22 protein-coding genes are annotated in these 25717 nt (G+C 40.8%); 17 read left to right on the top strand and 5 right to left on the bottom strand.

Going from position 1 to position 25717, the window contains the following annotated elements; translation table 11 throughout:
- Positions 1-11 precede the first annotated feature (11 nt).
- From tsf to I6F10_RS08080, 13 genes are all read left to right on the top strand, one after another.
- Positions 12-863 carry a translation elongation factor Ts gene (gene tsf / locus I6F10_RS08140; protein ID WP_002958320.1) on the top strand — a complete coding sequence of 284 codons (852 nt, stop codon included), beginning with the start codon at positions 12-14 and terminating at the stop codon, positions 861-863.
- A gap of 158 nt (positions 864-1021) precedes the next feature.
- The gene (pyrH, locus tag I6F10_RS08135; RefSeq protein ID WP_024596498.1) at positions 1022-1771 is read left to right on the top strand and encodes a UMP kinase; all 750 of its coding nucleotides are present in this window, start codon (positions 1022-1024) and stop codon (positions 1769-1771) included.
- Positions 1772-1820: 49 nt separating this feature from the next.
- Positions 1821-2342: a ribosome recycling factor gene (gene frr / locus I6F10_RS08130; protein WP_206013162.1), complete on the top strand. Its 522-nt coding sequence runs from the start codon at positions 1821-1823 to the stop codon at positions 2340-2342.
- Positions 2343-2585: 243 nt separating this feature from the next.
- A complete protein-coding gene (locus I6F10_RS08125; RefSeq protein WP_165742984.1) occupies positions 2586-3365 on the top strand; it encodes an isoprenyl transferase in 780 nt (259 codons plus the stop codon).
- A gap of 19 nt (positions 3366-3384) precedes the next feature.
- Complete coding sequence (locus I6F10_RS08120; RefSeq protein ID WP_197098715.1) at positions 3385-4251, top strand: phosphatidate cytidylyltransferase; 867 nt, start codon at positions 3385-3387, stop codon at positions 4249-4251.
- The gene (gene ispC / locus I6F10_RS08115) at positions 4248-5453 is read left to right on the top strand and encodes a 1-deoxy-D-xylulose-5-phosphate reductoisomerase (protein ID WP_165742985.1); all 1206 of its coding nucleotides are present in this window, start codon (positions 4248-4250) and stop codon (positions 5451-5453) included. The genes I6F10_RS08120 and ispC overlap by 4 nt, the downstream gene beginning before the upstream one ends.
- Before the next feature lies 1 nt (position 5454).
- Entirely contained in the window at positions 5455-6807 is a 1353-nt protein-coding gene (gene rseP, locus I6F10_RS08110) for a sigma E protease regulator RseP (protein WP_165742986.1), read from the top strand.
- Positions 6808-6907: 100 nt separating this feature from the next.
- On the top strand, positions 6908-9379 hold the full coding sequence (gene bamA, locus I6F10_RS08105) for an outer membrane protein assembly factor BamA (RefSeq protein ID WP_024606270.1): 2472 nt from the start codon (positions 6908-6910) through the stop codon (positions 9377-9379).
- Positions 9380-9390: 11 nt separating this feature from the next.
- Positions 9391-9909, top strand: coding sequence for an OmpH family outer membrane protein (locus I6F10_RS08100; RefSeq protein ID WP_165742987.1), 519 nt, complete (start codon positions 9391-9393; stop codon positions 9907-9909).
- A 7-nt stretch (positions 9910-9916) separates the two neighbouring features.
- Complete coding sequence (gene lpxD / locus I6F10_RS08095) at positions 9917-10939, top strand: UDP-3-O-(3-hydroxymyristoyl)glucosamine N-acyltransferase (protein ID WP_165742988.1); 1023 nt, start codon at positions 9917-9919, stop codon at positions 10937-10939.
- Positions 10940-10965: 26 nt separating this feature from the next.
- A complete protein-coding gene (fabZ, locus tag I6F10_RS08090; RefSeq protein ID WP_002958310.1) occupies positions 10966-11418 on the top strand; it encodes a 3-hydroxyacyl-ACP dehydratase FabZ in 453 nt (150 codons plus the stop codon).
- A gap of 2 nt (positions 11419-11420) precedes the next feature.
- Positions 11421-12191 carry an acyl-ACP--UDP-N-acetylglucosamine O-acyltransferase gene (gene lpxA, locus I6F10_RS08085; protein WP_197098714.1) on the top strand — a complete coding sequence of 257 codons (771 nt, stop codon included), beginning with the start codon at positions 11421-11423 and terminating at the stop codon, positions 12189-12191.
- 146 nt (positions 12192-12337) lie between these two features.
- The gene (locus I6F10_RS08080) at positions 12338-12730 is read left to right on the top strand and encodes a septal ring lytic transglycosylase RlpA family protein (RefSeq protein WP_149602336.1); all 393 of its coding nucleotides are present in this window, start codon (positions 12338-12340) and stop codon (positions 12728-12730) included.
- Here I6F10_RS08080 and cydC read toward each other — a convergent pair.
- From cydC to I6F10_RS08055, 5 genes are read right to left on the bottom strand one after another with little or no spacing between them, the layout of a single operon-like run.
- Positions 12713-14458, bottom strand: coding sequence for a thiol reductant ABC exporter subunit CydC (cydC, locus tag I6F10_RS08075; RefSeq protein WP_197098713.1), 1746 nt, complete (start codon positions 14456-14458; stop codon positions 12713-12715). The two genes, I6F10_RS08080 and cydC, sit on opposite strands and share 18 nt — an antisense overlap.
- Positions 14451-16244, bottom strand: a complete 1794-nt coding sequence (cydD, locus tag I6F10_RS08070; protein WP_197098712.1) for a thiol reductant ABC exporter subunit CydD — start codon at positions 16242-16244, stop codon at positions 14451-14453. The genes cydC and cydD overlap by 8 nt, the downstream gene beginning before the upstream one ends.
- Complete coding sequence (gene cydX, locus I6F10_RS08065) at positions 16234-16398, bottom strand: cytochrome bd-I oxidase subunit CydX (RefSeq protein WP_002958303.1); 165 nt, start codon at positions 16396-16398, stop codon at positions 16234-16236. The genes cydD and cydX overlap by 11 nt, the downstream gene beginning before the upstream one ends.
- A 12-nt stretch (positions 16399-16410) precedes the next feature.
- Positions 16411-17550: a cytochrome d ubiquinol oxidase subunit II gene (gene cydB / locus I6F10_RS08060; protein WP_165742992.1), complete on the bottom strand. Its 1140-nt coding sequence runs from the start codon at positions 17548-17550 to the stop codon at positions 16411-16413.
- Positions 17547-19130 carry a cytochrome ubiquinol oxidase subunit I gene (locus tag I6F10_RS08055; protein WP_165742993.1) on the bottom strand — a complete coding sequence of 528 codons (1584 nt, stop codon included), beginning with the start codon at positions 19128-19130 and terminating at the stop codon, positions 17547-17549. The genes cydB and I6F10_RS08055 overlap by 4 nt, the downstream gene beginning before the upstream one ends.
- Positions 19131-19431: 301 nt before the next feature.
- Here I6F10_RS08055 and lpxB point away from each other — a divergent pair, with 301 nt between their 5' ends.
- From lpxB to accA, 4 genes are read left to right on the top strand one after another with little or no spacing between them, the layout of a single operon-like run.
- Positions 19432-20589: a lipid-A-disaccharide synthase gene (lpxB, locus tag I6F10_RS08050; protein WP_165742994.1), complete on the top strand. Its 1158-nt coding sequence runs from the start codon at positions 19432-19434 to the stop codon at positions 20587-20589.
- Complete coding sequence (rnhB, locus tag I6F10_RS08045; RefSeq protein ID WP_165742995.1) at positions 20579-21181, top strand: ribonuclease HII; 603 nt, start codon at positions 20579-20581, stop codon at positions 21179-21181. Before lpxB ends, rnhB begins: the two co-directional genes overlap by 11 nt.
- A gap of 2 nt (positions 21182-21183) precedes the next feature.
- A complete protein-coding gene (gene dnaE, locus I6F10_RS08040; RefSeq protein ID WP_138488763.1) occupies positions 21184-24675 on the top strand; it encodes a DNA polymerase III subunit alpha in 3492 nt (1163 codons plus the stop codon).
- Positions 24676-24691: 16 nt separating this feature from the next.
- The gene (accA, locus tag I6F10_RS08035) at positions 24692-25648 is read left to right on the top strand and encodes an acetyl-CoA carboxylase carboxyl transferase subunit alpha (RefSeq protein WP_002958297.1); all 957 of its coding nucleotides are present in this window, start codon (positions 24692-24694) and stop codon (positions 25646-25648) included.
- Positions 25649-25717: the final 69 nt, after the last annotated feature.

Genomic DNA, 25717 nt, shown 5'->3' with positions numbered 1-25717 from the left:
AGGATTTACTAATGGCTGTAACTACTGCCCTAGTTAAAGAATTACGCGAGCGCACAGGCGCTGGCATGATGGATTGTAAAAAAGCGTTAACTGAGACTGATGGCGACATCGAGTTAGCGATTGAAAACATGCGTAAAAGTGGCGCTGCTAAAGCTGCTAAAAAAGCAGGTAACATTGCTGCTGAAGGTACTATCATCATCAAGCAAAACGCTGGTGTTGCAGTACTAGTAGAAGTTAACTGTCAAACAGACTTCGTTGCAAAAGACGTAAGCTTTTTAGCATTTGCTGATAAAGTTGCTGAAGCTGCAATTGCTGACACTCTTACTATCGAAGACTTACAAGCTAAGTTTGAAGAAGACCGTGTTGAGCTAGTAACTAAAATTGGCGAAAACATCAACGTACGTCGTCTGCAGTACATCGCTGGTGAAAACCTAGTTGAGTACCGTCATGGCGACCGTATCGGTGTTGTTGTTGCAGGTGTTGCTGATGAAGAAACACTTAAGCACGTTGCAATGCATGTTGCTGCTTCACGTCCAGAGTACTTAACTCCTTCAGACGTACCAGCTGACGTTGTAGAAAAAGAAAAGCAAGTACAAATCGAAATCGCGATGAATGAAGGCAAGCCTGCTGAAATCGCTGAGAAGATGGTTGTTGGTCGCATGAAAAAATTCACTGGTGAGGTTTCTCTTACTGGTCAAGCTTTCATCATGGAACCTAAAAAATCTGTTGGCGATATTCTTAAAGAGAAAAACGCAACAGTTACTGGCTTTGTACGTGTAGAAGTTGGTGAAGGTATCGAGAAGAAAGAAGAAGATTTTGCTGCTGAAGTTGCTGCTCAAATTGCAGCTGCTAAAGGTCAGTAAGATTAACTATTTGTGATGCAAAAGGAAATTAGATGCAATTAAAGTACTATTTGGTTTTGCTTCACAGCTAGAAATTCTTTAAAATAACCGCGCTTTTATGTTTAACATAAGCGCGGTTATTTTTTATCCATAATTCAATAAAAGTTGGCCCCTATACTATGACTATCAATCGCAAACCTATTTTTAGACGTGTTCTTCTCAAATTAAGTGGTGAAGCTTTAATGGGAGACGAAGGCTTCGGCATCGACCCTAAAGTTTTAGACCGTATGGCACAAGAAATTAAAGAGCTAGTAGAGCTTGACGTAGAAGTGGGTTTAGTTATTGGTGGAGGTAACTTTTTACGCGGTGGTTCACTTGCAGAAGCAGGTATGAACCGCGTAGTAGGCGACCACATGGGTATGCTTGCAACGGTTATGAATGGCCTTGCAATGCGTGATGCGCTACACCGTGCATTTGTAAACTGTCGTTTAATGTCGGCTATTCCGCTAAATGGTGTATGTGACGCTTATAACTGGGCTGAAGCAATTAGTTTATTGAAAACTGGCCGCGTTGTTATTTTTGCAGCGGGCACCGGTAACCCATTTTTTACTACCGATTCTGCAGCGTGTTTACGCGGTATTGAAATTGAAGCGGATACAGTAATTAAAGCGACTAAAGTGGATGGCGTGTACAGTGATGATCCTGTTAAAAACCCAGAAGCGACGCTTTACAGCCACTTAAGCTACAATGAAATCATTGAAAAAGAATTAAAAGTTATGGATTTAGCGGCATTTACTCTAGCCCGCGATCACAATATGCCATTGAGCGTATTTAATATGAATAAATCAGGCGCGCTAAAACGCGTAATTATGGGTGAAGAAGAAGGAACACTTATTTCTTCACAAGCCTCAGATGAAATAATCAAATAATTAGGATTAAACCGTGATTAACGATATTCAAAAAGACGCGCAAGCGCGCATGCAAAAAAGTGTAACTGCACTAGGTAGCCAATTATCTAAAATTCGTACTGGCCGTGCACATCCTGCAATCCTAGATGGCATTATGGTGTCGTACTACGGTGCACCAACGCCTTTAAACCAAGTTGCTAACGTAACAATTGAAGATTCTCGTACACTTGCTATTGGTGTATTTGATAAGTCTTTAGCGCAAGCTGTTGAAAAAGCAATTATGGCGTCTGACTTAGGTTTAAACCCTATGTCGGCAGGTACTGTTATTCGTGTACCACTTCCTCCACTTACAGAAGAGCGTCGTAAAGACCTAATCAAAATTGTACGTGGTGAAGTTGAAGGCGGTCGTGTTGCTATTCGTAACATTCGTCGTGATGCTAATGGCGATGTAAAAGGTTTATTAAAAGATAAAGAAATATCTGAAGATGAAGCGCGTCAATCAGATGATGCGATTCAAAAACTTACAGATAAGTTTATCAAAGAAATGGATACTCTATTAGCTGCTAAAGAAGCAGAGTTAATGGAAATCTAAGTAGGGCCTGTTTATCTTTTAAGGTAGAGTTTGCAGTAGTGTGTTTGGTTTTAAGGCAAGGCATAGCCTATGTAGTGTGGTTATTTCCCATTATTAGGCGATAGCAATGCATAAAATCTAAAAACGCGCTGCCCAAAGGGTTCTGCCTAGATTGAATAAATTACAATCCTGAAAGGTCGACAGGACCTATTAAAATTATTAGTTTTGAAACGCCGTCTAGGGTATACTAGGCGGCGTTTTTTTATGGAATACTCGATATTTATGGTTCTAGATGCTGACACAATTTCACAGCAATGTTTACCTAAACATGTTGCTATCATCATGGATGGGAACGGACGTTGGGCACAAGCTAGAAATAGACCTCGTGTGTATGGGCATAAAAAAGGAGTAGACGCAGTTCGTCAATCTGTTCAGTTTTGTACTAAATTAGGGATACAATCGTTAACCTTATTTGCTTTTAGTAGTGAAAACTGGCGCCGCCCTGAAGACGAAGTAAACACTTTAATGGAGCTTTTCTTATTTGTTTTAACAAAGGAAGTTAAAAAGCTTCATAAAAACAATGTAAAACTGACCATTATTGGAGATTTATCACGATTTTCTGAAGGATTACGTAGCAAGGTAGACGCTGCGCATAAGCTGACTGAAAATAATACCGGATTGCGCTTAAATGTTGCAGCTAATTACGGTGGTCGTTGGGATATGGCTAACGCGGCTAAACAACTTGCTTTGCAAGTTGCGCAAGGCACACTCAACGCAGAAGATATTACAGAAGAGCGCTTAGCACAGCATATGAGCATGGCAGATCAGGCTGAACCTGATTTACTTATTCGCACTGGTGGCGATGTTCGTATTAGTAATTTTTTACTATGGCAAGTTGCTTATGCAGAACTTTACTTTACCGAGATACTTTGGCCTGATTTTAATGAAGCAGCATTTGCTGAGGCTATAGCGTGTTACGTTGCCAGAGAGCGACGTTTTGGTTGTACGGGCGAACAAATAAAACAATTACTCGCTCAAACCTAAATAGAATAAGGGTCACATTTTGTTAAAACAACGAATTTTAACCTCACTTGTGCTTGCACCATCGGCATTAGCTTTGGTTTTTTATACACCGCTTACGTTATTTAGTTACTTTGCCGGTGCAATAGTATTATTAGGCGCATGGGAATGGTCTGCGTTTATGGGTTTATGCGATAAGCTCAAACGTGGTGCTTTTGTTGTATTGATTGCAGCCTTACTTGGCCTGCTTAATTTACATTGGCCTATTGAATCACTATGGGAAAATGGCAAGCTAGTAGGTGATGCAAATTACGTATTTACGCTTTCGTTTGCTTGGTGGATTGTTGCTAGTTATTTAATTTGGCGCTATCCAGAAATGGCTAAAGCGTGGAATGAAGGTTTAGTAATGCGCGGCATTGCAGGTTTATTAACACTTGTGCCGTTATGGCTTGCACTAAATACGCTGCGCAGTGCGCAATATGCTGAATCAACACATTTTGGCTCTGTACTTATTTTAGTCGTATTGGGTATTGTGTGGAGTGCAGACGTTGGTGCTTATTTTTCAGGTAAGAGCTTTGGTAAGCATAAACTTATGCCAAAAGTGAGCCCTAATAAAACAATTGAAGGGTTAGCAGGCGGTGTAGTCGCTTCTATCATTTTTGTTTTAGCATTTTGTCACTTTACCGATGTTAACTTAGGTGTTTGGCCTATCTACGCGATAATGACTGCATTTATTGCATTGTTCTCTGCGGTAGGTGATTTACTGGAAAGCATGTTTAAACGTGAAGCCGGTTTAAAAGATAGCGGCCGTTGTTTACCTGGGCACGGCGGTATTTTAGATCGCATTGACAGCTTAACGGCTGCAGCTCCAATGTTTGTAATGTGCTATGCGTGGACTCTTAGTTTATGAGCCAAAAGCAATTGCTGGTTATTTTAGGCGCAACAGGTTCAATTGGTTTAAGTACACTAGATGTTGTATCGCGCAATAAAGAGTTATTTGATGTTTTTGTTTTAGCTGCAGGGCAAAACGCAAAAAAAATGGCTGAGCTGTGTATTGAACACGAACCACTTTATGCGATTATGGCTACCCAGCAAGCCGCTGAGCAGCTATCTGCTTATTTAGCTAATACACAATGCCAAACGCTTGTTATGCACGGCGAGCAAGCAATGTGCGACTTATGTGCTCACCCAGATGTTGATGTCGTGATGTCGGCAATTGTAGGTGCAGCTGGTTTACTGCCAACATTAAGTGCAGTAGAAGCAGGTAAAAAAGTACTCCTTGCTAATAAAGAATCGTTAGTTATGTCAGGTCAGTTGTTTATTGATAAAGTTAAACAACATAAAGCGACCTTGCTGCCAATTGATAGCGAACATAATGCTATTTTTCAATGTCTACCTTCTTCGTTACAAAATGCCAAAGGCGATCAAAATTTACAGCAACATGGCGTAAGTAAAATTTTGCTAACCGGTTCTGGTGGCCCGTTTTTAACGCGCGATATAAACACACTAAAAGATGTAACTGTAAGTGAAGCCGTGGCGCATCCTAACTGGTCGATGGGTCAAAAAATATCAGTAGACTCGGCCACTATGATGAATAAAGGCTTAGAGTTTATTGAAGCTAAGTGGTTATTCAATTGCGACACCAGTGATATAGACGTAGTGATTCATCCACAAAGTATTATTCACTCAATGGTGCAATATCATGACGGTTCTATTTTAGCGCAAATGGGTAACCCTGATATGCGCACGCCAATTGCCCATGCACTTGCATACCCGGAGCGAATTAATGCAGGCGTTAAACCGTTAAACTTCTCTGATATATGTGATTTCTCATTCACCAAGCCTGACTTTTCTCGCTATCCAAATTTACAATTAGCGATTGATGCGTGTAGTGCAGGGCAGGGCGCGACTACAACGGTTAATGCTGCAAATGAGATAGCAGTAAGTGCATTCTTAAACGGTAAAATTGGTTTTACTGATATATACAAAATAAATGCACAAACGCTTGAAGCTGCAACGTATACCAATGTACAAAGCTTAGATGAAATTTTAGAGTGCGATAAATTAGCGCGTATTAGCGCTTCAGAATTTATAACAAAAGTGGCGCATTAATATGTTTGATTTTTTTTGGAATCTTGGCTCATTTATTTTAGCGCTTGGTATTTTAGTGGCCATACATGAATATGGCCATTTTTGGGTTGCACGAAAAATGGGCGTTAAAGTGCTGCGTTTTTCAATTGGCTTTGGTAAGCCATTGTTAAAATGGCACGATAAATATAATACCGAATATGTGATTGCGGCTATTCCATTAGGCGGTTATGTAAAAATGCTTGATGAGCGTGTTGATGACGTGCCGGCAAACCAACGTCACTTGTCGTTTAACGCTAAATCTGTACATGCACGTATTGCCATAGTTGCAGCGGGTCCAATGGCCAACTTTTTGTTTGCCATTTTTGCTCTTGCTGTAATGTATATGGTGGGTGTGCAGTCGGTAAAGCCTGTGGTAGGTAGCATTACCGAGGGTAGCCGGGCAGAGCAAGCGGGCATTATGCCTTCTCAACATATTATAAAAATTGGTGATGATGATATAACGACATGGCAAGATGCCACGTTTGCACTTATGTCTAATTTAGGTGAAGAAAGCGTTGAAGTGATAGTGCGCGATAAAAACCTTCAACCACGTGTTAAAACGCTTAATTTAGAGGGGTGGAAACTAGATCAGCAAGACGTGCCACCACTAAGCTCGTTAGGTATTGTACCGTTTAGACCTCAAGCCACTTTAACAATTGCCGCGGTGACTAAAGATTCAGCTGCAGAACACGCTAATTTACAAGTTAATGACAAAATTTTGGCTGTAAACGGTGAAACAATAAGCAATTGGCAGCAATTAGTTAATCTTATTACGCAATCAGCTAACAAATCTTTACAATTTAGTGTAAAAAGACAAGATACTATAAAAGCCATTACAGTAACCCCTAAAGGGCGCATTGATAATAACGGTATTGAGCAAGGCTTTTTAGGCGTTGCTCCTGTTGTACAGCAATGGCCTGATGGTTATGTAGAGACTAGACATTACGGCCCGCTCGATAGTATCGTGCGAGGCACAAAAGAAACGTGGCGCTTAATTACACTCAGTTTTGATATGATTGGTAATTTAATTACAGGCCAGGTTTCGGTTAAGAATTTAAGTGGCCCCGTGGGCATTGCAGTAGGCGCTGGAACTAGCGTAAGCTATGGGTTAGTGGCCTTTTTAAGCTTTTTAGCCTTAATAAGCGTTAACTTGGGTGTATTTAATTTATTACCCTTACCAGTGCTTGATGGTGGACACTTAATGTATTACATAATTGAACTTTTTCGTAAAAAGCCGGTCTCTGAAAAGACACAAGAGTTTGGTTTTAAAGTGGGCGCCTTGTTGCTCATTTTTCTAACATGTTTCGCTTTGTTCAATGATGTATCGCGTTTGTAGTTTTACAGCGTGGCAAATTACTAATTAGAACACGATTGTAAAGCACCACTTTAGTAGGGTGTTATGCGGTAATACAGTTGTAAAGGATAAAGATAATAAAATGGCTATAAAAAAACATTTGGCAGTAACAAGTTTATTGGGTGCAAGTTTTGCAGCCCTAGGCCAAAACTCCTTTATTGTTGAAGACCTGAAAGTTGAAGGTTTACAGCGTGTAGCACTTGGTGCAGCGCTAACACATATTCCTATTAACGTAGGCGATAATGTTGATGACTATACGATTTCAAAAACAATAAAGTCACTTTATCGTTCTGGGCACTTTGATAACATAAAAGCCCTTCGTGATGGCAACAACGTTATTTTTAAAGTAACGGAACGTCCTACCATCAGCTTCATTGAGTTTGAAGGCAATAAAGACATTAAAGACGAGCAGCTTAATGAGTCTCTTGATCAGCAAGATATTCGCCAAGGTGAACCACTTGATAAAACCGTTATCGATAGTATCGAAAAGGGCTTAGTTGAGTTTTTCCACAGTATTGGTAAATACAACGCTAAAGTAGATATCAGTATTACTAAGTTGCCTCGTAACCGCGTTAAACTTAAATTAGAGTTTGATGAAGGTGATGCAGCTTCTATCCGACAAATTAACTTAGTGGGTAATGAACTTTTTTCTAATGAAGAGCTTCTTAAACTTGCTGAATCGCAGCAAGATTTACCTTGGTGGCAGTTTATGGGTAGCGATCGCTACCAAAAGCAAACCATTGAAGGCGATTTAGAAAAAATTCGTAGTTATTATTTAGACCGTGGTTACCTACGTTTTAATATCGATTCAACGCAAGTATCAGTGAGCCCTGAGCGTGAATCAGTTTACGTTACAGCTAACTTAACTGAAGGCGTAAAATATACCGTTAAAGGCTTTGACTTTATTGGTGACTTGCTTGGCCGTGAAGACTTAATTAAAAGTGTTATCCCACTTAGAGCAGGTGAGCTTTACAATGGCTCAGTCGTTACTTCGTCAGAAGAATTTATTAAAAGCTACTTAGCACGTTTTGGTTACGCTAATGCTGAAGTGCGTACAATTCCAGAAATTGACGACGAAAAGCAAGAAGTACAACTAACACTATCGGTTAATCCAGGTAAGCGTGTATACGTTCGTCGTATTATTGTTGGTGGTAACCAAAATACAGCTGATGAAGTACTTCGCCGTGAAATGACACAACTTGAAGGCGCCTGGTTATCTAATCAAAACCTTGAGCGTTCAAAACTACAAATTCAACGTTTGCCTTATATGGAAACTGTTGATTTTAACGTAGTGCCTGTACCAGGTGTGGATGACCAAGTAGATGTAGACTTTACTGTAAAAGAGCAATCAGCGGGTAGCTTTAATGCTGGCCTTGCTTATGGTTCTTACTTAGGTCTGCAGTTTAATATTGGTGTAACAGAATCTAACTTTTTAGGCACAGGTAACCAAATTGGTTTAAACCTTAATACCTCTACAGGTTCTGAAAGCTTAAGCTTATCGTACACAGACCCATACTTTACGCCAGATGGTGTATCGCAAGGCAGTAGCATCTTTTACAGAAACTACGATGCAAGTAAATTTAGCCTTGTTGAATATAAATCGAAAAGTTATGGTTTAGGCACAAATATTGGTTTTCCAATTGATGCTGTAAATCGTGTTAACTTTGGCGCCCGTTGGATTAAAGAAGAGCTTTCGGATATTGCAGAGTACGAGCAAACGCGTGTACTTCGTGAAACATTCTTAGATCCAGATAACCCAGATGCAGGCTTTGACTTTACTAAGTATGAGCTGAGTGTTGGTTGGTCGCGTATCACCGTTAACCGTGGTTTATTCCCAACAGCGGGTTCGCGTCAAACTCTAAACTTAACAGCAACAACGCCTAACTCAGATCTTCAGTACTTTAAACTGAATTACGATTCGCGTTTTTACTGGCCTATATCAAATGACCACCGTTGGGTATTCTCGACGCGTGCAGCACTTGGTTATGGTAATGGTTATGGTTCTACAAACGGGTATGAGCAAACACTTCCATTCCAAGAGTACTTCCGTATAACGGAAATGGAACTACGTGGCTTTGACCGTAATACAATATTACCACGTGCTGTATCGCGTATACCGCAGTCTATTCCAGGTACGCCAGGTGCAGACGGTACTACAACCGGTAGCATTGGTGGCGCATCAGAATTTGATATTCTAGTGCCACAAGGCCGTATTGGTGGTAATGCTAAAGCAGTGGCAGGTATGGAGCTAATTGTTCCTACGCCATTCTTAGATGAAGAAAATACCAGCTCTGTACGTACGAGCTTCTTTGTTGATGCTGCTAACGTATGGGATACAGAGTTTAATGTAGACCGTTTCCAAAACCTAGCACCAGATGAGCGTGCTAAATTAGATGACTATTCAGACCCTATGCGCTTTAGGGTGTCAACCGGTCTTTCATTACAATGGATCTCTCCAATGGGTCCAATGCTGATCAGTTTTGCGTATCCATTGCAAAAAGAAGAAGATGACGATACGAAAACCATCAGCTTTAACATTAGTAACACTTTTTAAAGGAGTTTTTTATGACTAAATTATTTAAATCAACAGCTGTAGCAGTTTTAGCAACTTTAATGATGGGTACTTCTGCGAGTGCACTTGCACATAAAGTAGGTATTGTTGACATGCAAGAAATCTACAAGCAAATTCCTCAAATGGCTAAAATTGAACAGTCTTTACAAACTGAGTTTGCTGAGCGCCGTCAAGAGCTTGAAAAGCTACAAGGCGATATTCGTTTTGAAGCTGAAAAATTTAAACGTGAAAGTACCACTATGAGCCAAGCTCAAAAAGATACATTACGTGAAAAAATTCAGGGCATGCAAAAAAATCTTGCTGAACAAGGCCGTCCTTTAGAGCAAGAAATTAAAGCACGTCAAAACCAAGAGCTTGCTAAAGTTCAAGGTGTAATCATCAAGACGATTGAAGAGATTGCTAAAGATGGTGACTTCGACGAAGTTAAAGTAAAAGACACAACAATTTACTTTAACCCTAAAGAAGTGACTGATCTTTCATCTAAAGTTGTAGCCGCTGTTAGTAAGAAATAATCACTCTATGCAAAATTATACGCTTTCGCAAATTGCGGAACTTCTAGGCGCCGAACTTCAGGGTGATGGCGCTTTAGAAATAAAAAAAATAGCGACACTTGCAAATGCCCATTCTGGGCATATTGCATTTTTAGCGAACTCAAAATATCGCACGCAACTTGAGACCACTCAAGCTAGCGCTGTAATAGTAAGCCAAGCCGATGCAGAGTACTTTAGTGGTAGTAAAGTTATTGTTGCTAATCCGTATGTAAGTTACGCAAAATTAGCGCAATTTATGGATACGACGCCACGATCAGCATCTACAGGTATTCATCCAAGCGCTACGGTGCATCCAACAGCTATTGTTAGTGACAGCGCCGCAATTGGTGCTAACGCAGTCATTGAAGCTAATGCAGTGATTGGTGACAACGCGCAAATTGGTCCGAACAGTTTTATCGGCGAATGTGTTAAAATAGGTTCTGGCACTAAGCTTTGGCCTAGTGTGACTATTTATCACGATGTTGAAATTGGTTCAGATTGTTTGTTTCAAGCAAATAGTGTTGTAGGTAGTGATGGGTTTGGTTATGCGAACGAACGCGGGCAGTGGGTAAAAATACCTCAGCTTGGCTCTGTGATCATAGGTAATAAAGTTGAAATAGGTGCAAGTACCACAATCGATCGTGGCGCACTGGACAATACCATCATTCATAGCAATGTTATTATCGATAATCAGTGTCAAATAGCGCACAACGTTGAAGTTAATTCAGGCACCGCAATCGCGGGCTGCACCGTACTTGCAGGAAGCGTTACCATTGGTAAAAACTGTCAAATTGGTGGCATGGTTGCAATTAATGGTCACATGTCTGTATGTGATGGTGTTATAATTACCGGCATGAGTATGGTGACAAAATCAATCACCGAACCAGGTATTTACTCATCTGGTATGCCCCATACAACAAACAAAGAATGGCGTAAATCAATAGCTCACTTGCGTAACCTTTCAGACATGAAATCTCGTCTTAAAGCGCTGGAAGCATTGGCTAAGTCATAACGTTGAACACTAATAAGGATGCTATTTTGGCAAACGAATTAAATAGCCTTGATATTCAAGAAATTTTAAGTTTATTACCGCACCGTTACCCGATGCTATTAATTGATCGTGTTATTGATTTTACACCTGGCAAATCTTTACATGCTATTAAAAATGTTTCTATAAACGAACCTATATTTACTGGCCATTTCCCAAATCAGCCAATTTTTCCTGGTGTGCTAATATTAGAATCAATGGCGCAAGCCACGGGTTTATTAGGTTTTAAAACAGTAGAAAATCGTAGTGAAAACGAACTATATTTATTTGCTGCTGTTGATAACGCACGTTTTAAACAGCCAGTGATCCCAGGTGATACAATGCATCTTCATGTTGAGTTTTTAAAAGAACGTCGCAACATTTGGAAGTTTGCTGCAGAAGCTAGAGTCGACGGCAAAGTTGTATGTAGTGCCGAAATTATGTGTGCGAGAAGAGAGTTTTAATAGTGATCCATTCTACAGCAATAATCGAACCTGGCGCTAAACTAGGCAACAATGTCTCAGTTGGTCCGTATAGTTATATTGGCAATGATGTTGTTATCGGTGATAACTGTATTATTGAGTCTCATGTTGTTGTTAAAGGGCCATCAACTATTGGCTCTGGCAATCATATTTTTCAGTTTGCGTCTGTGGGCGAAGCCTGCCAAGACAAAAAATACAACAACGAGCCAACCACATTAATCATGGGTGATAACAATGTTATCCGTGAATGTTCCACTATTCACCGTGGTACAATTCAAGACCAAGGCGTTACTAAAATTGGTAGTAATAACTTATTTATGGCTTATACACACGTTGCACATGATGCAGTAATTGGCGATAACGTAATTTTTGCTAACAATGCAAGTGTGGCCGGCCATGTACATGTAGGCGACTGGGTTATCTTAGGTGGTAATTCGGGAGTTCATCAGTTTTGTAAAATTGGTGCACATGCCTTTATTGGTATGTATTCAGGTGTTAACAAAGATGTACCACCTTTTGTTACTACCATTGGTATGCCAGCAGGTCCTGCCGCTATCAATAAAGAAGGCATGAAACGTCGTGGTTTCGAAAGTGATGAAATTATGGCTGTACGCCGTGCATACAAAGCGTTTTACCGTAAAAGCTTAGGTGCAGACGAAGCGATTGAATCGCTTAGTGAAGATGCCGAAAAGTACCCTGCTGTGAAATTGATGGTCGACTTTGTTAAAAGCTCAGAGCGCGGCATTGTAAGATAATTCGCGCGTTTTGCTCTAAGCATAAAAAACCACCCTAGATGATAAATCGAAGGTGGTTTTTATTGCCCACGGTTTAGACCTAATTCAGTTAATACTCAGCGAGCTCAAGTTAGTATGCATCTAATTTGTATAATAAAAGTCATCCTATGCGTTTACCTAAGTTAGTTGTCACTCTTTTTATTACTTCAGCGTTAGCCGCTTGTAGTAGCCAACCTATTGTTAAATCATCTACTGGAGAGGTTACTCAAGTTGGTAAAGCATCTTTTTATGCTGACAAATATCACGGGAGAACAACTGCCAACGGAGAGCGCTTTAGCCAACAGGCCGCCACAGCAGCCCATTTAGAGTTCGACTTTGGCACTAAGGTCGTTGTTACCAACCTCGCTAATAATAAATCAGTCACGGTAAGAATTAACGATAGAGGCCCGTATGTGCGAGGTCGTATTATTGATTTATCAAAGAGTATGTTTAAAAAGATAGCCGACCCTAAAGTCGGCGTTATTGATGTATCAGTAACGGTTTTAAAACCGGGTAGTTAGCGCAACATAGTCGGGATAAGTGCTACTGAGCTCTTTATGAGAGCCTTGTGCGACTACTTTGCCGTCTTCTAACCATACAACATTATCCATTTGAGCAAGAAGGGCAGGATCGTGCGTAATTGTCAGCACGCTGGCGTTATTCATAACGTGCATTATTGCTTGCATTACCCCTTGCTTAGATTGATTATCAAGACCCTCAGTTGGTTCATCAAGTACTAAAATAGCAGGGTTTTTAAGTAATGCTTGGGCAATGGCTATACGCCTAGATTGACCTTGCGACACGTTACGCCCGCCAGTGCCTAATCGTGTTTTTAAACCTTCTTTTAGCTCATTAAACCATGGGCTCAATTGAGCTAATGCGAGCGCTTCAATCATTTGCTCTTTGGTTGCATTTGGCGCGGCATAACGTAAGTTTTCACTTAATGTGCCATCAAAAATATGGTGCTGCTGGGCGAGTATATTTATAACATTTGCGCGTATATCATTATTTAACGAATGTAAGTCAACAACGCTATTTTGATTGTTTAGCGTTATGCTGCCTTGTTGCAAAGGCCATAAACCAGTAAGTAAATTTACAAGCGTCGTTTTACCGCTGCCGCTTCTACCTACAATTGCTACCTTTTGCTGAGGCATTAGTTCAAAACTGATATTAGTTAGCGCTGTTTGTTCACCATATTGGTAGCTAATATTGTTAAGTACTAACGTGTGATTTTGCGCGCTAAAGTTTTCATCAATGTCTACATGTTTACTTTCAATTTGCGAACTAGCTGCTTTATCTTCAAGTGTAAACAATCGCTCTGCTGCTTTTAAAACACTTGGAAGCTCTATAAACGCGTTGGGTAGTAGTAATACGCTTTCAAAGCTTGCCAGTACAAACAAACTTAACATAGCAAGTTCTACATTTACCATACTGCTTGCGTAAACCAGTGGGACAATGGTTACTATGCTAGCAAGCATGGCTAATTGAACAACCAACAAGCTTAATCCATCTGAGTTTGCCAGTGCTTTGTGGCGAATAAATAATTGCTGATTGTACTGCTCGCTTAATTCGTCGCACTTATTAAGTTGCTGCGAACGGGCTTGATAAATACTAAGCTCTCTAAGGCCTGTAAGTGTATCTGAAAGCTCAGAGCGAAGTTGTGCACTCAGTTGTGTTTCTTTATGGCTGTTTTTAGTGAGCTTTGCGCTGAGTAGGGCAGGTATAACCACACCAATAAGTATAATGCCAGTAAAGCAAATAAGGGCGACGTTGCCATTATAGGCCGACATAAACAGCATGATGATTGGCACACTTAAAAGAGCGACCAGCATAGGAAGTAAAACGTTTAAATAAAATTTATCGAGTGCGTCTACATCGTTTTGTAATCGGTTAACTAAATCAGCGCTGCGGCTCATTGCTAAATCAACATTGTTAAGCTTACTTAACGTTGTAAAGACATTGGTACGTATTTCACTTAGTAATAAAAACGTGGCGTTATGAGTAACTAGGCGTTCGCCATAGCGCGATGCTGTTCGCACAATTGCTAAAAAACGAATCGTGCCGGCAGGAGTAAAATAATTCATTTGCACGCCTGCAATACCTGCAGCGGCCATTGATGCTAAAAACCAACCAGATATAGCCAATAAACCCACATTAGCTAATACCGTAATCGTCGCTAAAAATGTACCCAATAGCATAGCTTTGTAATGAGGAGCACAAAGCTTTAATAAGCGAATAAAATTACGCATGCGCCACCCCTTGTTCAGCCGTTTTTAGTAAGTCAGCAAATGCACCATTTTGCGCTGCAAGTGTTTCAAAGTGACCTTGCTCAGCTATTTTTCCATCGTGCATCACAATGATATTGCTGGCATGTTTAACGGTATTTAATCTATGGGCAATAACTAACACTAAGTTGTTTTTAGCATATTCATTAATAGCATCTTGAATAAGCAGCTCTGTTTGGCTATCAAGGTGCGCAGTGGGCTCATCAAGCACTAAGACTGGTGCTTGTTTTATAAATGCGCGAGCCAGTGCAATACGTTGTTTTTGACCGCCAGAAAGCCCTTCGCCTTGCTCACCTATCAGCGTGTTAAAACCATCGGGTAGGGTATTAATAAATTCAAGCACACCAGCTTGTTTTGCCGCGTGTTCAAGCTCTTGCTGTGTGGCAGTGGGTTTGGCCAATTTAATGTTGGCAGCAATGGTGTCGTAAAATAGCGTCGCTTGTTGTGGTATCCATGCAATATTATTTTGCAAGTAAGTAATATCGGTTGTACTTAAACTCTGATCATTAATAGATAGGTTGTTAATCACCTCAGGGTGAAACCCTAATAAGCAATCAAACAACGTACTTTTACCTGAGCCACTACTGCCCACAACTGCAATTAAGCCTTTATTTGGCAATGTTAAATTTATATTTTTAATCCCTTCGTTACTATCTGGGTATATAAAATTGAGGTCGGTAATACTTATGGAGTTAATTGCATTTAAAGTTAAATTGTTTTCAGGCGAGCTTGTAGTCACTGACGCATTTTCGTCACTTGGCAGTGGTGCATTTAAAATCGCAACCATATCGGCAGCGGCACTAATGCCTTGTAAACGTGCATGGTAATGGCTACCTAGCTGGCGCAGTGGTAAATAAAATTCAGGCGCTAAAAGTAGCACCACAAAGCCAGTAGCAAAATCAAGAGTGCCAAAAAACAGTCTAAAACCAATAATTACTGCGACTAATGCCACGCTAATGGTGGCTAAAAACTCAAGTGCAAATGATGATAAAAACGCGATTTTTAAAACATCGAGTGTAGCGTGTCTAAAATCATCTGAAATTTTAGCTATTTGTTTAAGCTCGGTACGTGTTGCATTAAATAGCTTGAGTTGAGTTAAACCTTGTACGCGGTCAAAAAAGTAATTGCCCAGTACAGCAAGTTGCTTCCAGCGTTTTTGGTTTAAAGCTTCGGCTTTTGAGCCTACTAAAATCATGAAAAAAGGAATGAGCGGGGCGGTTAATAAAAATATCAGCCCAGCTTTATAATCTGTCGGAAAAATAACAACTAATATTGCCAGCGGAATAAGCGCGCTGTAAGCAGCACCAGGTAGGTATTTAGCATAATAGTCGTGGAGTGCTTCTACGCCATTATGTAGGGTATTTAATGTAGCGCCTTGGCCGTGTTGTTCTATATAGCTTGGCCCAAGTAAGCTGAGCTTATTTAGAAGTGTTTGGCGCATAGCCGATTTTATTTTAAGTGCAGCATATGCACTCAAGCGTTCGCTTAACGCTAAAAACACCGCGCGCAATAAAATAATGTCTGCTAAGGGCCATAATAAATGAGTAACTTGGGCTAAATTATTACCTTCAAACATAACGTTGTGAATAGTTTGCGCAAGTAAATAAGCACCTGCAATCATCAGTAATGCGTTAAAGGTACCCAGTGCTATGCTTAACTTTAACCACACTGCAGCGGGTTTACTTTGACGCTTTAAAAAAGCGCGCAGTGATTGCTGCTGCGCGCGATCTGGTCGGGGGTTAGTCGTCATCTTTTGTGTTGTTAGCATCGTTTAATAAATCGTGCATGGCTTGTTCATCATCAGCAATGCTGTTTTTATTTTGATGAAATTCGTACCACATTACATTTATTACACCTAAGGTACAGGCCAAAAGTACACCTAAAATCCAAGCGAAATACCACATAGTTTAGTCTCCTTAGTAGCTACCGTGAGTGTTGTTTTCAATTTCTTCAACCGTTACTCTGCGCCACATTTTTACATAACACCAGGTGGTGTAAGTTAAAATAAGTGGAACAAAAATACACACTGCAACAAACATTACATTGAGCGTTTTATGGCTCGATACCGCATCCCAAATTGTTAAGCTAATATTTGGATTGTTGCTTGATGGCATAATAAATGGGAACAGTGAAACACCGGCCGTCATAATCACGCCAATTAACATTAAGCTTGTTGAAATAAGTCCAAGTGCTGGTTTGTTCGATTTAGAAAACAATAGCGCACTTAGTGCCATTACAAACGCTAAAATAGGAAAGGTCATAGTCCATGGGCGTTCACTGTAATTGCTAAGCCACGCGCCTTGGGCTGTTGTTACTACTTTAGCTAATGGATCTGCATGACTTTGTGTATCAGGCATAGATACAATTTGGTAACCCGTTAAATTAGCAACCCAAAAACCAGCGCCTGCAAACAGTATAATAAACACAATCAGTGAATAACGACCATATTGCCCTGAGCGTTCTGCTACTGCATCAGCTGTACGAAGCTGTAACCACATACCAGCATGAGCAATTAGCATAGTGATACTCACTAAACCAGCAAGCAAACCAAACGGGTTAAGTAAACCAAAAAATGAACCTTGGTAGCTAACACGCATTAAGTTATCAATATTAAATGGTACGCCTAAAAATAAGTTACCAAAAGCTACACCAAAAACTAATGCTGGAATTGCGCTGCCTGCAAGCAGACCCCAATCCCAGTTATTACGCCAGCGTTTTGAGTCTACTTTACTGCGGTAATCAAACCCTAGTGGTCTAAAAAATAGAGCAAATAGTACTAGCATCATGGCAAAGTAAAAGCCCGAAAATGCAGCTGCATAAACCATAGGCCACGCTGCAAATAACGCGCCACCTGCGGTAATAAACCATACTTGGTTACCATCCCAGTGTGGACCAATGGTATTAATTACCGTACGGCGCTCTGAATCTGTTTTACCAACTAGGCGAAGCAACATAGCAACGCCCATATCCATGCCATCGGTAATAGCAAAGCCAATAAGCAGCACACCAATGATCAACCACCAAAGCATTTTTAATGTTTCATAATCAAAAATCATGATTGCTCTCCTTCAGTTTTCTCAGCTTTGTTTGGTAATTCAAAATGATACTTACCAGTATGAAGCGAGCTTGGTCCTTGCTTAACAAAGCGGATCATCAGCCAGCCTTCAACAATGGCTAAACCAGTATAGAAAACAATAAACCCAGTTAAGCTAATTAAAATATCGTTTACTGTTAGTGACGACGTGGCTAAAAAGGTCGGCAGTATTTCAGATATAGCCCAAGGTTGACGACCATACTCGGCAACAATCCAGCCAAACTCAATCGCTATCCAAGGTAGTGGAATACTCAATACGGCAGCCCATAACAACCAGCGTTTTTGCTCAATAACGCGGTGTGCGTTGTAGTAAAATGCCAATATAAATACACCTAGCATGGCCACACCACAGGCAACCATAATCCTAAATGACCAAAACATAGGGCCTACTTTAGGAAAAGAGTCTTTAACAGCTTTTTGAATTTGTTCTTCAGTAGCATCTACAACATCAGGTGTGTAGCGCTTAAGTAGCAAGCCATACCCTAAATCATCTTTTAGAGTATTAAATTTGGCAATATTATCTGGCGTATCTTCACCGTTTCTGAGTTTTGTAAGGTATTCATAAGCAATCATACCGTTGCGAATACGTACTTCATGTTGTTTTTCTAGGTCGTTAATACCCGTTACTTGCTCATCTAGTGAGCGCGTAGCAATTAACCCAAGTGCGTAAGGTATTTTAACCGCCGCATGTGTTACTTGCTCTTCTGAATCAGGAAAACCAAATGCGGTAAACGCAGCCGGAGCTTCTTCTGTGTGCCATTCGGCTTCAATTGTGGCAAGTTTCACTTTTTGGACTTCGCCTACTTCGTAGCCTGATTCGTCACCGAGTAAAATTACACATAAAATTGATGCTAAACCAAAGCCCGATGCGACCGAAAAAGAACGTTTAGCAAACGCTAAATCACGACCTTTTAATATGTACCAACTACTTATGCCCAGTACAAACATAGATGCAGCTACATAACCTGCTGATACGGTATGAATAAACTTAACTTGTGCTACAGGATTAAACACAAGCTCAGCAAAGCTGGTCATTTCCATGCGCATGGTTTGATAGTTAAATTCAGCACCTACTGGGTTTTGCATCCAACCGTTGGCAATCAAAATCCACAGCGCCGACATGTTAGTACCAATGGCCATTAAAAAGGTTGCACCTAAATGTTGGCGTTTAGAGAGTCTGTCCCAGCCTAAAAAGAACATACCTACAAAGGTCGATTCTAAAAAGAATGCCATTAAACCTTCAATTGCCAGGGGAGCCCCAAAAACATCACCTACGTAATGGGAGTAATAAGACCAGTTAGTACCAAACTCAAATTCCATGGTAAGGCCTGTCGCCACACCAATTGCAAAGTTAATACCAAACAATTTTCCCCAAAACTTAGTCATATCACGATAAATTTCGCGACCGGTCATAACATAAACCGATTCCATAATAACTAAAATCCAGGTCATACCTATCGTTAACGGTACGAATAAGAAATGAAAGAGAGCGGTAACAGCAAACTGTAATCGCGATAGATCCACAAAGGTTTCATCTATCATTATTGGCTCCTTGAGAGTGACGGATTAACAGGGCAACATTTAATTGGCAAAGTTAAGGTTTAATGAACTTTCAGTAATTACTGAAAGTTTGTAATAGTATTTACTTTTGTGCAATTTTTGTCAACATACATATTAGTAAAACTTAATATATATTTCCTATGCTACATCAGTATTAAAAACAAACAACATAAAGCCTTAACTTACGTGATAAAAAACCAGTTATTTAAAGCGTTTAACCAAACAGTAAAACACGGTAAACTAACAAGCATGAACGCCTGGTTTACTTGTGAAATAAAATCAAATGAATAAAGATAAAAAACAACTACGAATTGGTATTGTGGCAGGTGAACTGTCGGGCGATATTTTAGGTGAAGGTTTAATTAAAGCCCTTAAAAAACATTTTCCGGACGCCATTTTTGAAGGAATAGCAGGACCTAAAATGCAAGCGCAGGGCTGTAAAACACTTTACGACATGGATGAGCTTTCGGTAATGGGGCTTGTTGAGGTGCTAGGGCGTTTGCCGCGTTTGCTTAAAATACGTAAACAACTCGTGCAGCATTTTGTAGATAACCCACCTGATGTATTTATTGGTATTGATGCACCCGATTTTAACTTACGCGTTGAAAAGCCACTTAAAGATGCGGGCATTAAAACAGTACAGTATGTAAGTCCATCTGTTTGGGCGTGGCGCGAAAAGCGTATACATACAATAAGTGCAGCCACTAACTTAGTGCTTGCGTTACTGCCATTTGAAAAAGAGTTTTACGATAAACACCAAGTGCCATGTACATTTGTAGGACATACCTTGGCTGACGACATTGCACTTGAGCACGACGATACTAAAGCACGTGCAGAACTCGGCTTAAGCCTTGATGACAAAGTACTGGCGTTACTTCCTGGTAGCCGAGGCTCAGAAGTTGGTTTACTAAGCGAAACTTACATTAAAACAGCCGCAGAGCTGCAAGCTAAAAACCCCAACCTTAAAATTGTGGTGCCGTTGGTTAACGTAAAACGCAAAGCGCAGTTTAGTGATATATTAAACGCTACCGCACCGAAACTTAATGTTAACCTGCTTGATGGGCAATCTAAATTAGCGATGCAAGCTGCTGATGCTATTTTATTAGCCTCGGGCACTGCAACACTCGAAGGCATGCTTTATAAAAAGCCAATGGTTGTGGGCTATAAAATAAAGCCTTTGAGCTATTGGATTTTTAAAACTTTATTTACGTTTAATATTAAGTACTTTTCGCTGCCTAATTTATTAGCCGACGAAGAGCTTGTGCCTGAGTTTTTACAAACCGAGTGTAATGTGACTAACTTAACAAACGCACTTACCCCTATGCTCAACACAGATAACAAAGAGCTAAAAGCACGCTTTTTAGCTATTCACGAAAAAATTAGATTAAATGCCAGTGAACAAGCAGCCAATGCTGTGGCGGAGTTAATAAATGCAAATTGATAGACCCAATGTATCCTTAATTGCTGGTGTAGATGAAGTAGGGCGCGGCCCGCTTGTTGGTGATGTAGTCACTGCCGCCGTCATTTTAGATCCCACTAAACCAATTGCAGGCTTAGCAGATTCTAAAAAACTAACGGATAAAAAACGCCAAGCACTTGCAATTGAAATAAAAGAAAAAGCATTGTGCTACGCGTATGGACGCTGCAGTCCAACAGAAATTGATGAGTTAAATATTTTGCACGCAACGATGCTTGCCATGAGTCGCGCAGTGGAGGCATTAAGCACACAACCTGAATTTGTATTTATAGATGGTAATCGATTGCCAAAACTCACTATGCCAGCACAAGCTGTTGTTAAAGGTGATAGCTTAGTGGCCGAAATTTCAGCAGCGTCTATTTTAGCTAAAGTAGCGCGCGATGACGAAATGCTTGAGCTTGATAAACGCCACCCAGAATATGGTTTTGCAGGGCACAAAGGGTATCCCACTAAAGCGCACTTTGCAGCGCTTGAACAGTACGGTGCAATTGACGAGCATCGTAAAAGCTTTAAACCTGTGCAGCGCGTTTTGGCGCAAGCCAATGGTGAGGGCTAAGCATGGCTGCTCCTGATTTTGTTCATTTAAGAGTTCATTCAGACTTTTCGATGGTTGATGGCCTTGCTAAAACAAAGCCAATAGTCGCAAAAGCGCAAGAGCTGCAAATGCCAGCCATTGCAATTACTGATCAAATGAACTTTTGTGGTTTAGTGCGTTTTTATGGCGCCACGCATAATGCAGGTATTAAACCTATAGTGGGTGCTGACTTTTGGGTTCGTAGCCCAGAGTTTCCTGATGAGCCAAGCCGCTTAACCATATTAGCCAAAGACAACGACGGCTATAAAAACATTACCTTATTAATATCTAAAGCGTATCAGCGTGGGCATGTATTTCATCGCCCTGTGATTGACCGCGAGTGGTTAGTTGAGCTAAAAGCAGGCTTAATTATTCTCTCAGGCGCTAAAGACGGTGACTTAGGTAAAGCGTTATTAAAAAATAATCCGACTGTAATTGAATCGGTTGTTAGTTTTTATAAGCAGCATTTTAGCGATAACTACTACCTAGAGCTTGTTCGCACCAACCGACCGCTTGAAGAAGATTACTTACACATGGCGGTAGAGCTTGCTGCTAAAGAGCAGCTACCGGTTGTAGCCACCAACGAAGTGGTGTTTTTAAAGCCCGAAAACTTTGAAGCGCACGAAATTCGTGTTGCTATTTTTGACGGTTACACGCTCGATGATAAGCGCCGCCCTAAACGGTTCTCTGAAGAACAATATCTAAAAACACCTGAGCAAATGGCTGAGTTGTTTAGCGATATTCCAGAAGCCCTACAAAATACCGTAGAAATCGCTAAGCGTTGTAATGTAACTGTGCAATTAGGTACTTACTTTTTACCTGATTACCCAACCGGCTCGCTTAAAATTGAAGACTTTTTAGTTAAAGTGTCACAAGACGGCCTAGAAGAGCGACTACAGTTTTTATTCCCCGACGAAGAAGATAGAAAAGTAAAACGTGTAGAATACGATGAGCGTCTTGCAATTGAGCTCGGTGTAATCAACCAAATGGGATTCCCAGGTTACTTCTTAATCGTAATGGAGTTTATTCAGTGGAGTAAAGATAATAATATTCCAGTTGGACCTGGTCGTGGTTCAGGTGCGGGTTCGTTAGTTGCGTACGCGCTTAAAATTACCGACCTTGATCCACTTGAGTTTGACTTACTCTTTGAGCGATTCTTAAACCCTGAACGTGTATCAATGCCCGATTTCGACGTCGATTTTTGTATGGATAGACGAGACGAAGTAATTGATCACGTGTCGGCTTTGTATGGTCGAGATGCGGTTTCGCAAATTATTACCTTTGGTACCATGGCTGCAAAGGCGGTAATACGCGATGTAGGGCGAGTGCTTGGCCATCCTTACGGGTTTGTTGACCGAATTTCAAAATTGATTCCGGGTGACCCCGGGATGACACTTGCCAAAGCGTTTGATGTAGAACCGCGCTTGCAAGAAGCCTACGATGGCGACAATGAGGTAAAAGACTTAATCGACATGTGTCGCATCCTTGAAGGGTGTACACGTAATGCCGGTAAACATGCGGGTGGCGTAGTAATATCGCCAACCACTATTACCGACTTCGCTGCGCTTTATTGCGATGACGAAGGTAAGTTTCCAGTAACACAGTTTGATAAAAACGATGTAGAAACAGCCGGCTTAGTTAAGTTCGATTTCTTGGGTTTACGTACACTGACTATATTGCAGTGGGCGGTCGATATGACCAATGTGCGCATGAAGCGCCAAGGTAAAGACCCCGTTGATATAAACACCATTCCACTGGATGATAAAAAAAGTATTGAGTTGTTACTTCGCGCTGAAACGACCGCTGTATTCCAGCTAGAGTCGCGTGGTATGAAAGACTTAGTACGCCGCCTTAAGCCCGACTGCTTTGAAGATATGATTGCACTTGTGGCTTTGTTCCGACCAGGTCCACTGCAATCAGGCATGGTAGATAACTTTATCGACCGAAAACTGGGCCGCGAAGAAATCTCATACCCAGATGCGCAGTATCAGCACGAAAGCTTAAAACCAATACTTGATCCAACCTACGGCATTATTTTGTATCAAGAACAAGTAATGCAAATTGCGCAAGTACTGGCAGGTTACACGCTAGGTGGCGCCGACATGCTGCGTCGTGCTATGGGTAAGAAAAAACCCGAAGAAATGGCAAAGCAGCGTTCAACATTTGAAGATGGCGCAAGAAATAACGGCATTGACGGCGAGCTTGCGATAAAAATCTTCGACTTGGTAGAAAAGTTCGCAGGTTACGGTTTTAACAAATCTCACTCAGCAGCTTACGCACTCGTATCGTATCAAACATTGTGGATGAAAACGCATCATCCTGCAGAGTTTATGGCTGCGGTAATGTCGGCCGATATGGATAACACCGACAAAATAGTTATTTTGGTGGATGAATGTGAAAACATGAAGCTCACCTTATTACCACCAGACGTAAATGCAGGTGAGTTTAAGTTTACAGTAAACCTTGAAGGTGAAATTGTTTACGGCATTGGCGCGATAAAAGGCGTAGGTGAGGCTCCGGTTGAAGCAATTTTAGAAGCGCGTGCAAAAGGCGGCCCATTTAAAGATTTATTTGATTTTTGTGCCCGTGTTGATTTAAAACGCTTAAATAAACGTGTTACTGAAAAATTAATTTACGCAGGTGCTTTGGATCAATTAGGACCAGAGAAAACCCAATCTGGGCGTGCTACATTACTAGCCAGTTTAAAAGATGCTATGCGTGCGGCCGATCAACACAACAAAGCTGAGCAATTAGGACAAAGTGACTTATTTGGTTTATTAGCCACTGAGCCTGATGAAGTTGAACAAGCTTTTATTAAAGCCACAGGGCTTACTGATAACGAGTGGTTAGATGGCGAAAAAGAGACGCTAGGCCTTTATTTAACTGGGCATCCAATAAATCAGTACCGCCGTGAGCTTAGGCATTACACTAGCGGAAAAATAGTTGATTTACAGCCAACTAATCGTGATGTGTTTGCAACGGCAGCTGGTTTAGTTATTGCTTCTAGAGTATTAATTAATAAAAAAGGAAATCGTTGGGCCTTAGTAACTTTAGATGACAAGAGTGCACGGATTGATGTACGCTTGTATTCAGACGAGTTTGAAAAGTACCAAGATATGCTCCAAGTTAACAATATCCTGGTAATATCTGGACAGGTCAGCTTTGATAACTTCTCCGGTGGTATTACAATGACCGCCAGAGAAATAAACACCATTGCTCAAGCGCGTGAAAAGCGTATTAAAGCGATTAAAATGACGCTGAACATGGTGCAAATCGAGGCAGGTTTCTTCGATAAATTACAAAAAGTACTCGAACCCTATAAAATGGGAACGTGTCCGATCAAGGTTTATTACCAACGTCCAGATGCGTTGGCGCAATTAACTCTTGGGATCGAATGGTGTGTTACGCCAAGTGACGACTTAATCCATAAGTTATCACTAATGGCTGCGCAAGATGTAGAACTAGAATTTAACTAATTAGGTAGTTTAGAGCATGAGCCTCAATTATCTTGATTTTGAGCTTCCAATTGCAGAATTAGAAGCAAAAATTGAAGAATTACAAAGTATCAGCCGCGCTGGCGAATTAGACCTTGAGTTAGAAGAGGAAGTCAGCAAATTAAAAGAAAAAAGTGCCAAACAAAAACAGGAGATTTTTTCTAATTTAGGCGCTTGGCAAGTATCACAGTTAGCACGTCATCCGTTGCGTCCTTACACTCGAGATTATATCGAGCGCATTTTCACGGAATTTGACGAGTTTGCTGGCGATCGTACTTTTGCTAACGATCCAGCTATTTTAGGTGGCATTGCGCGTTTAGATGGCGAACCAGTAATGGTTATTGGCCAACAAAAAGGTCGTGATACTGCTGAAAAAATTAAACGTAACTTTGGTATGCCAAAGCCAGAAGGTTACCGTAAAGCATTACGCTTAATGGAAATGGCTGAGCGTTTTAAAATGCCAATCATGACCTTTATTGACACACCAGGTGCATACCCAGGTGTTGGCGCTGAAGAACGTGGTCAATCTGAAGCAATCGCACGTAACTTAAAAGTAATGGCGTCACTTAAAGTGCCGACAATATGTACGGTTATTGGTGAAGGCGGTTCAGGTGGTGCATTAGCAATTGGTGTTGGCGACAGAGTTAACATGTTGCAGTACAGCACTTATTCTGTAATTTCGCCTGAAGGTTGTGCGTCTATTCTTTGGAAAAGCGCTGACAAAGCACCGCTTGCAGCAGAAGCAATGGGTGTAACTGCAGAGCGCGTTAAAGAGCTAGACTTAATCAACAACTTAGTTGATGAGCCACTAGGTGGTGCACATCGTAATTACGATGCTATGGCACGTAACTTAAAAGTACGCCTTAAGCGTGACCTAGCAGACTTACAAGCGCTTACGCTTGAAGAAATGCTTGATCAACGTTACAAACGTTTAATGTCGTTTGGTTATTGCTAAACACATTAATTGTTAAAAAAGCCGCTTATGCGGCTTTTTTGCTTTAAAATGTTCAGAGTTTTTATATAA

The organism is Pseudoalteromonas sp. SWYJZ98 (assembly GCF_015864495.1).
Taxonomy (GTDB): Bacteria; Pseudomonadota; Gammaproteobacteria; order Enterobacterales; family Alteromonadaceae; genus Pseudoalteromonas; species Pseudoalteromonas distincta.
The sequence above is the reverse complement of the archived record's forward strand: the minus strand, read 5'-3'. Positions and strand labels throughout refer to the sequence as shown.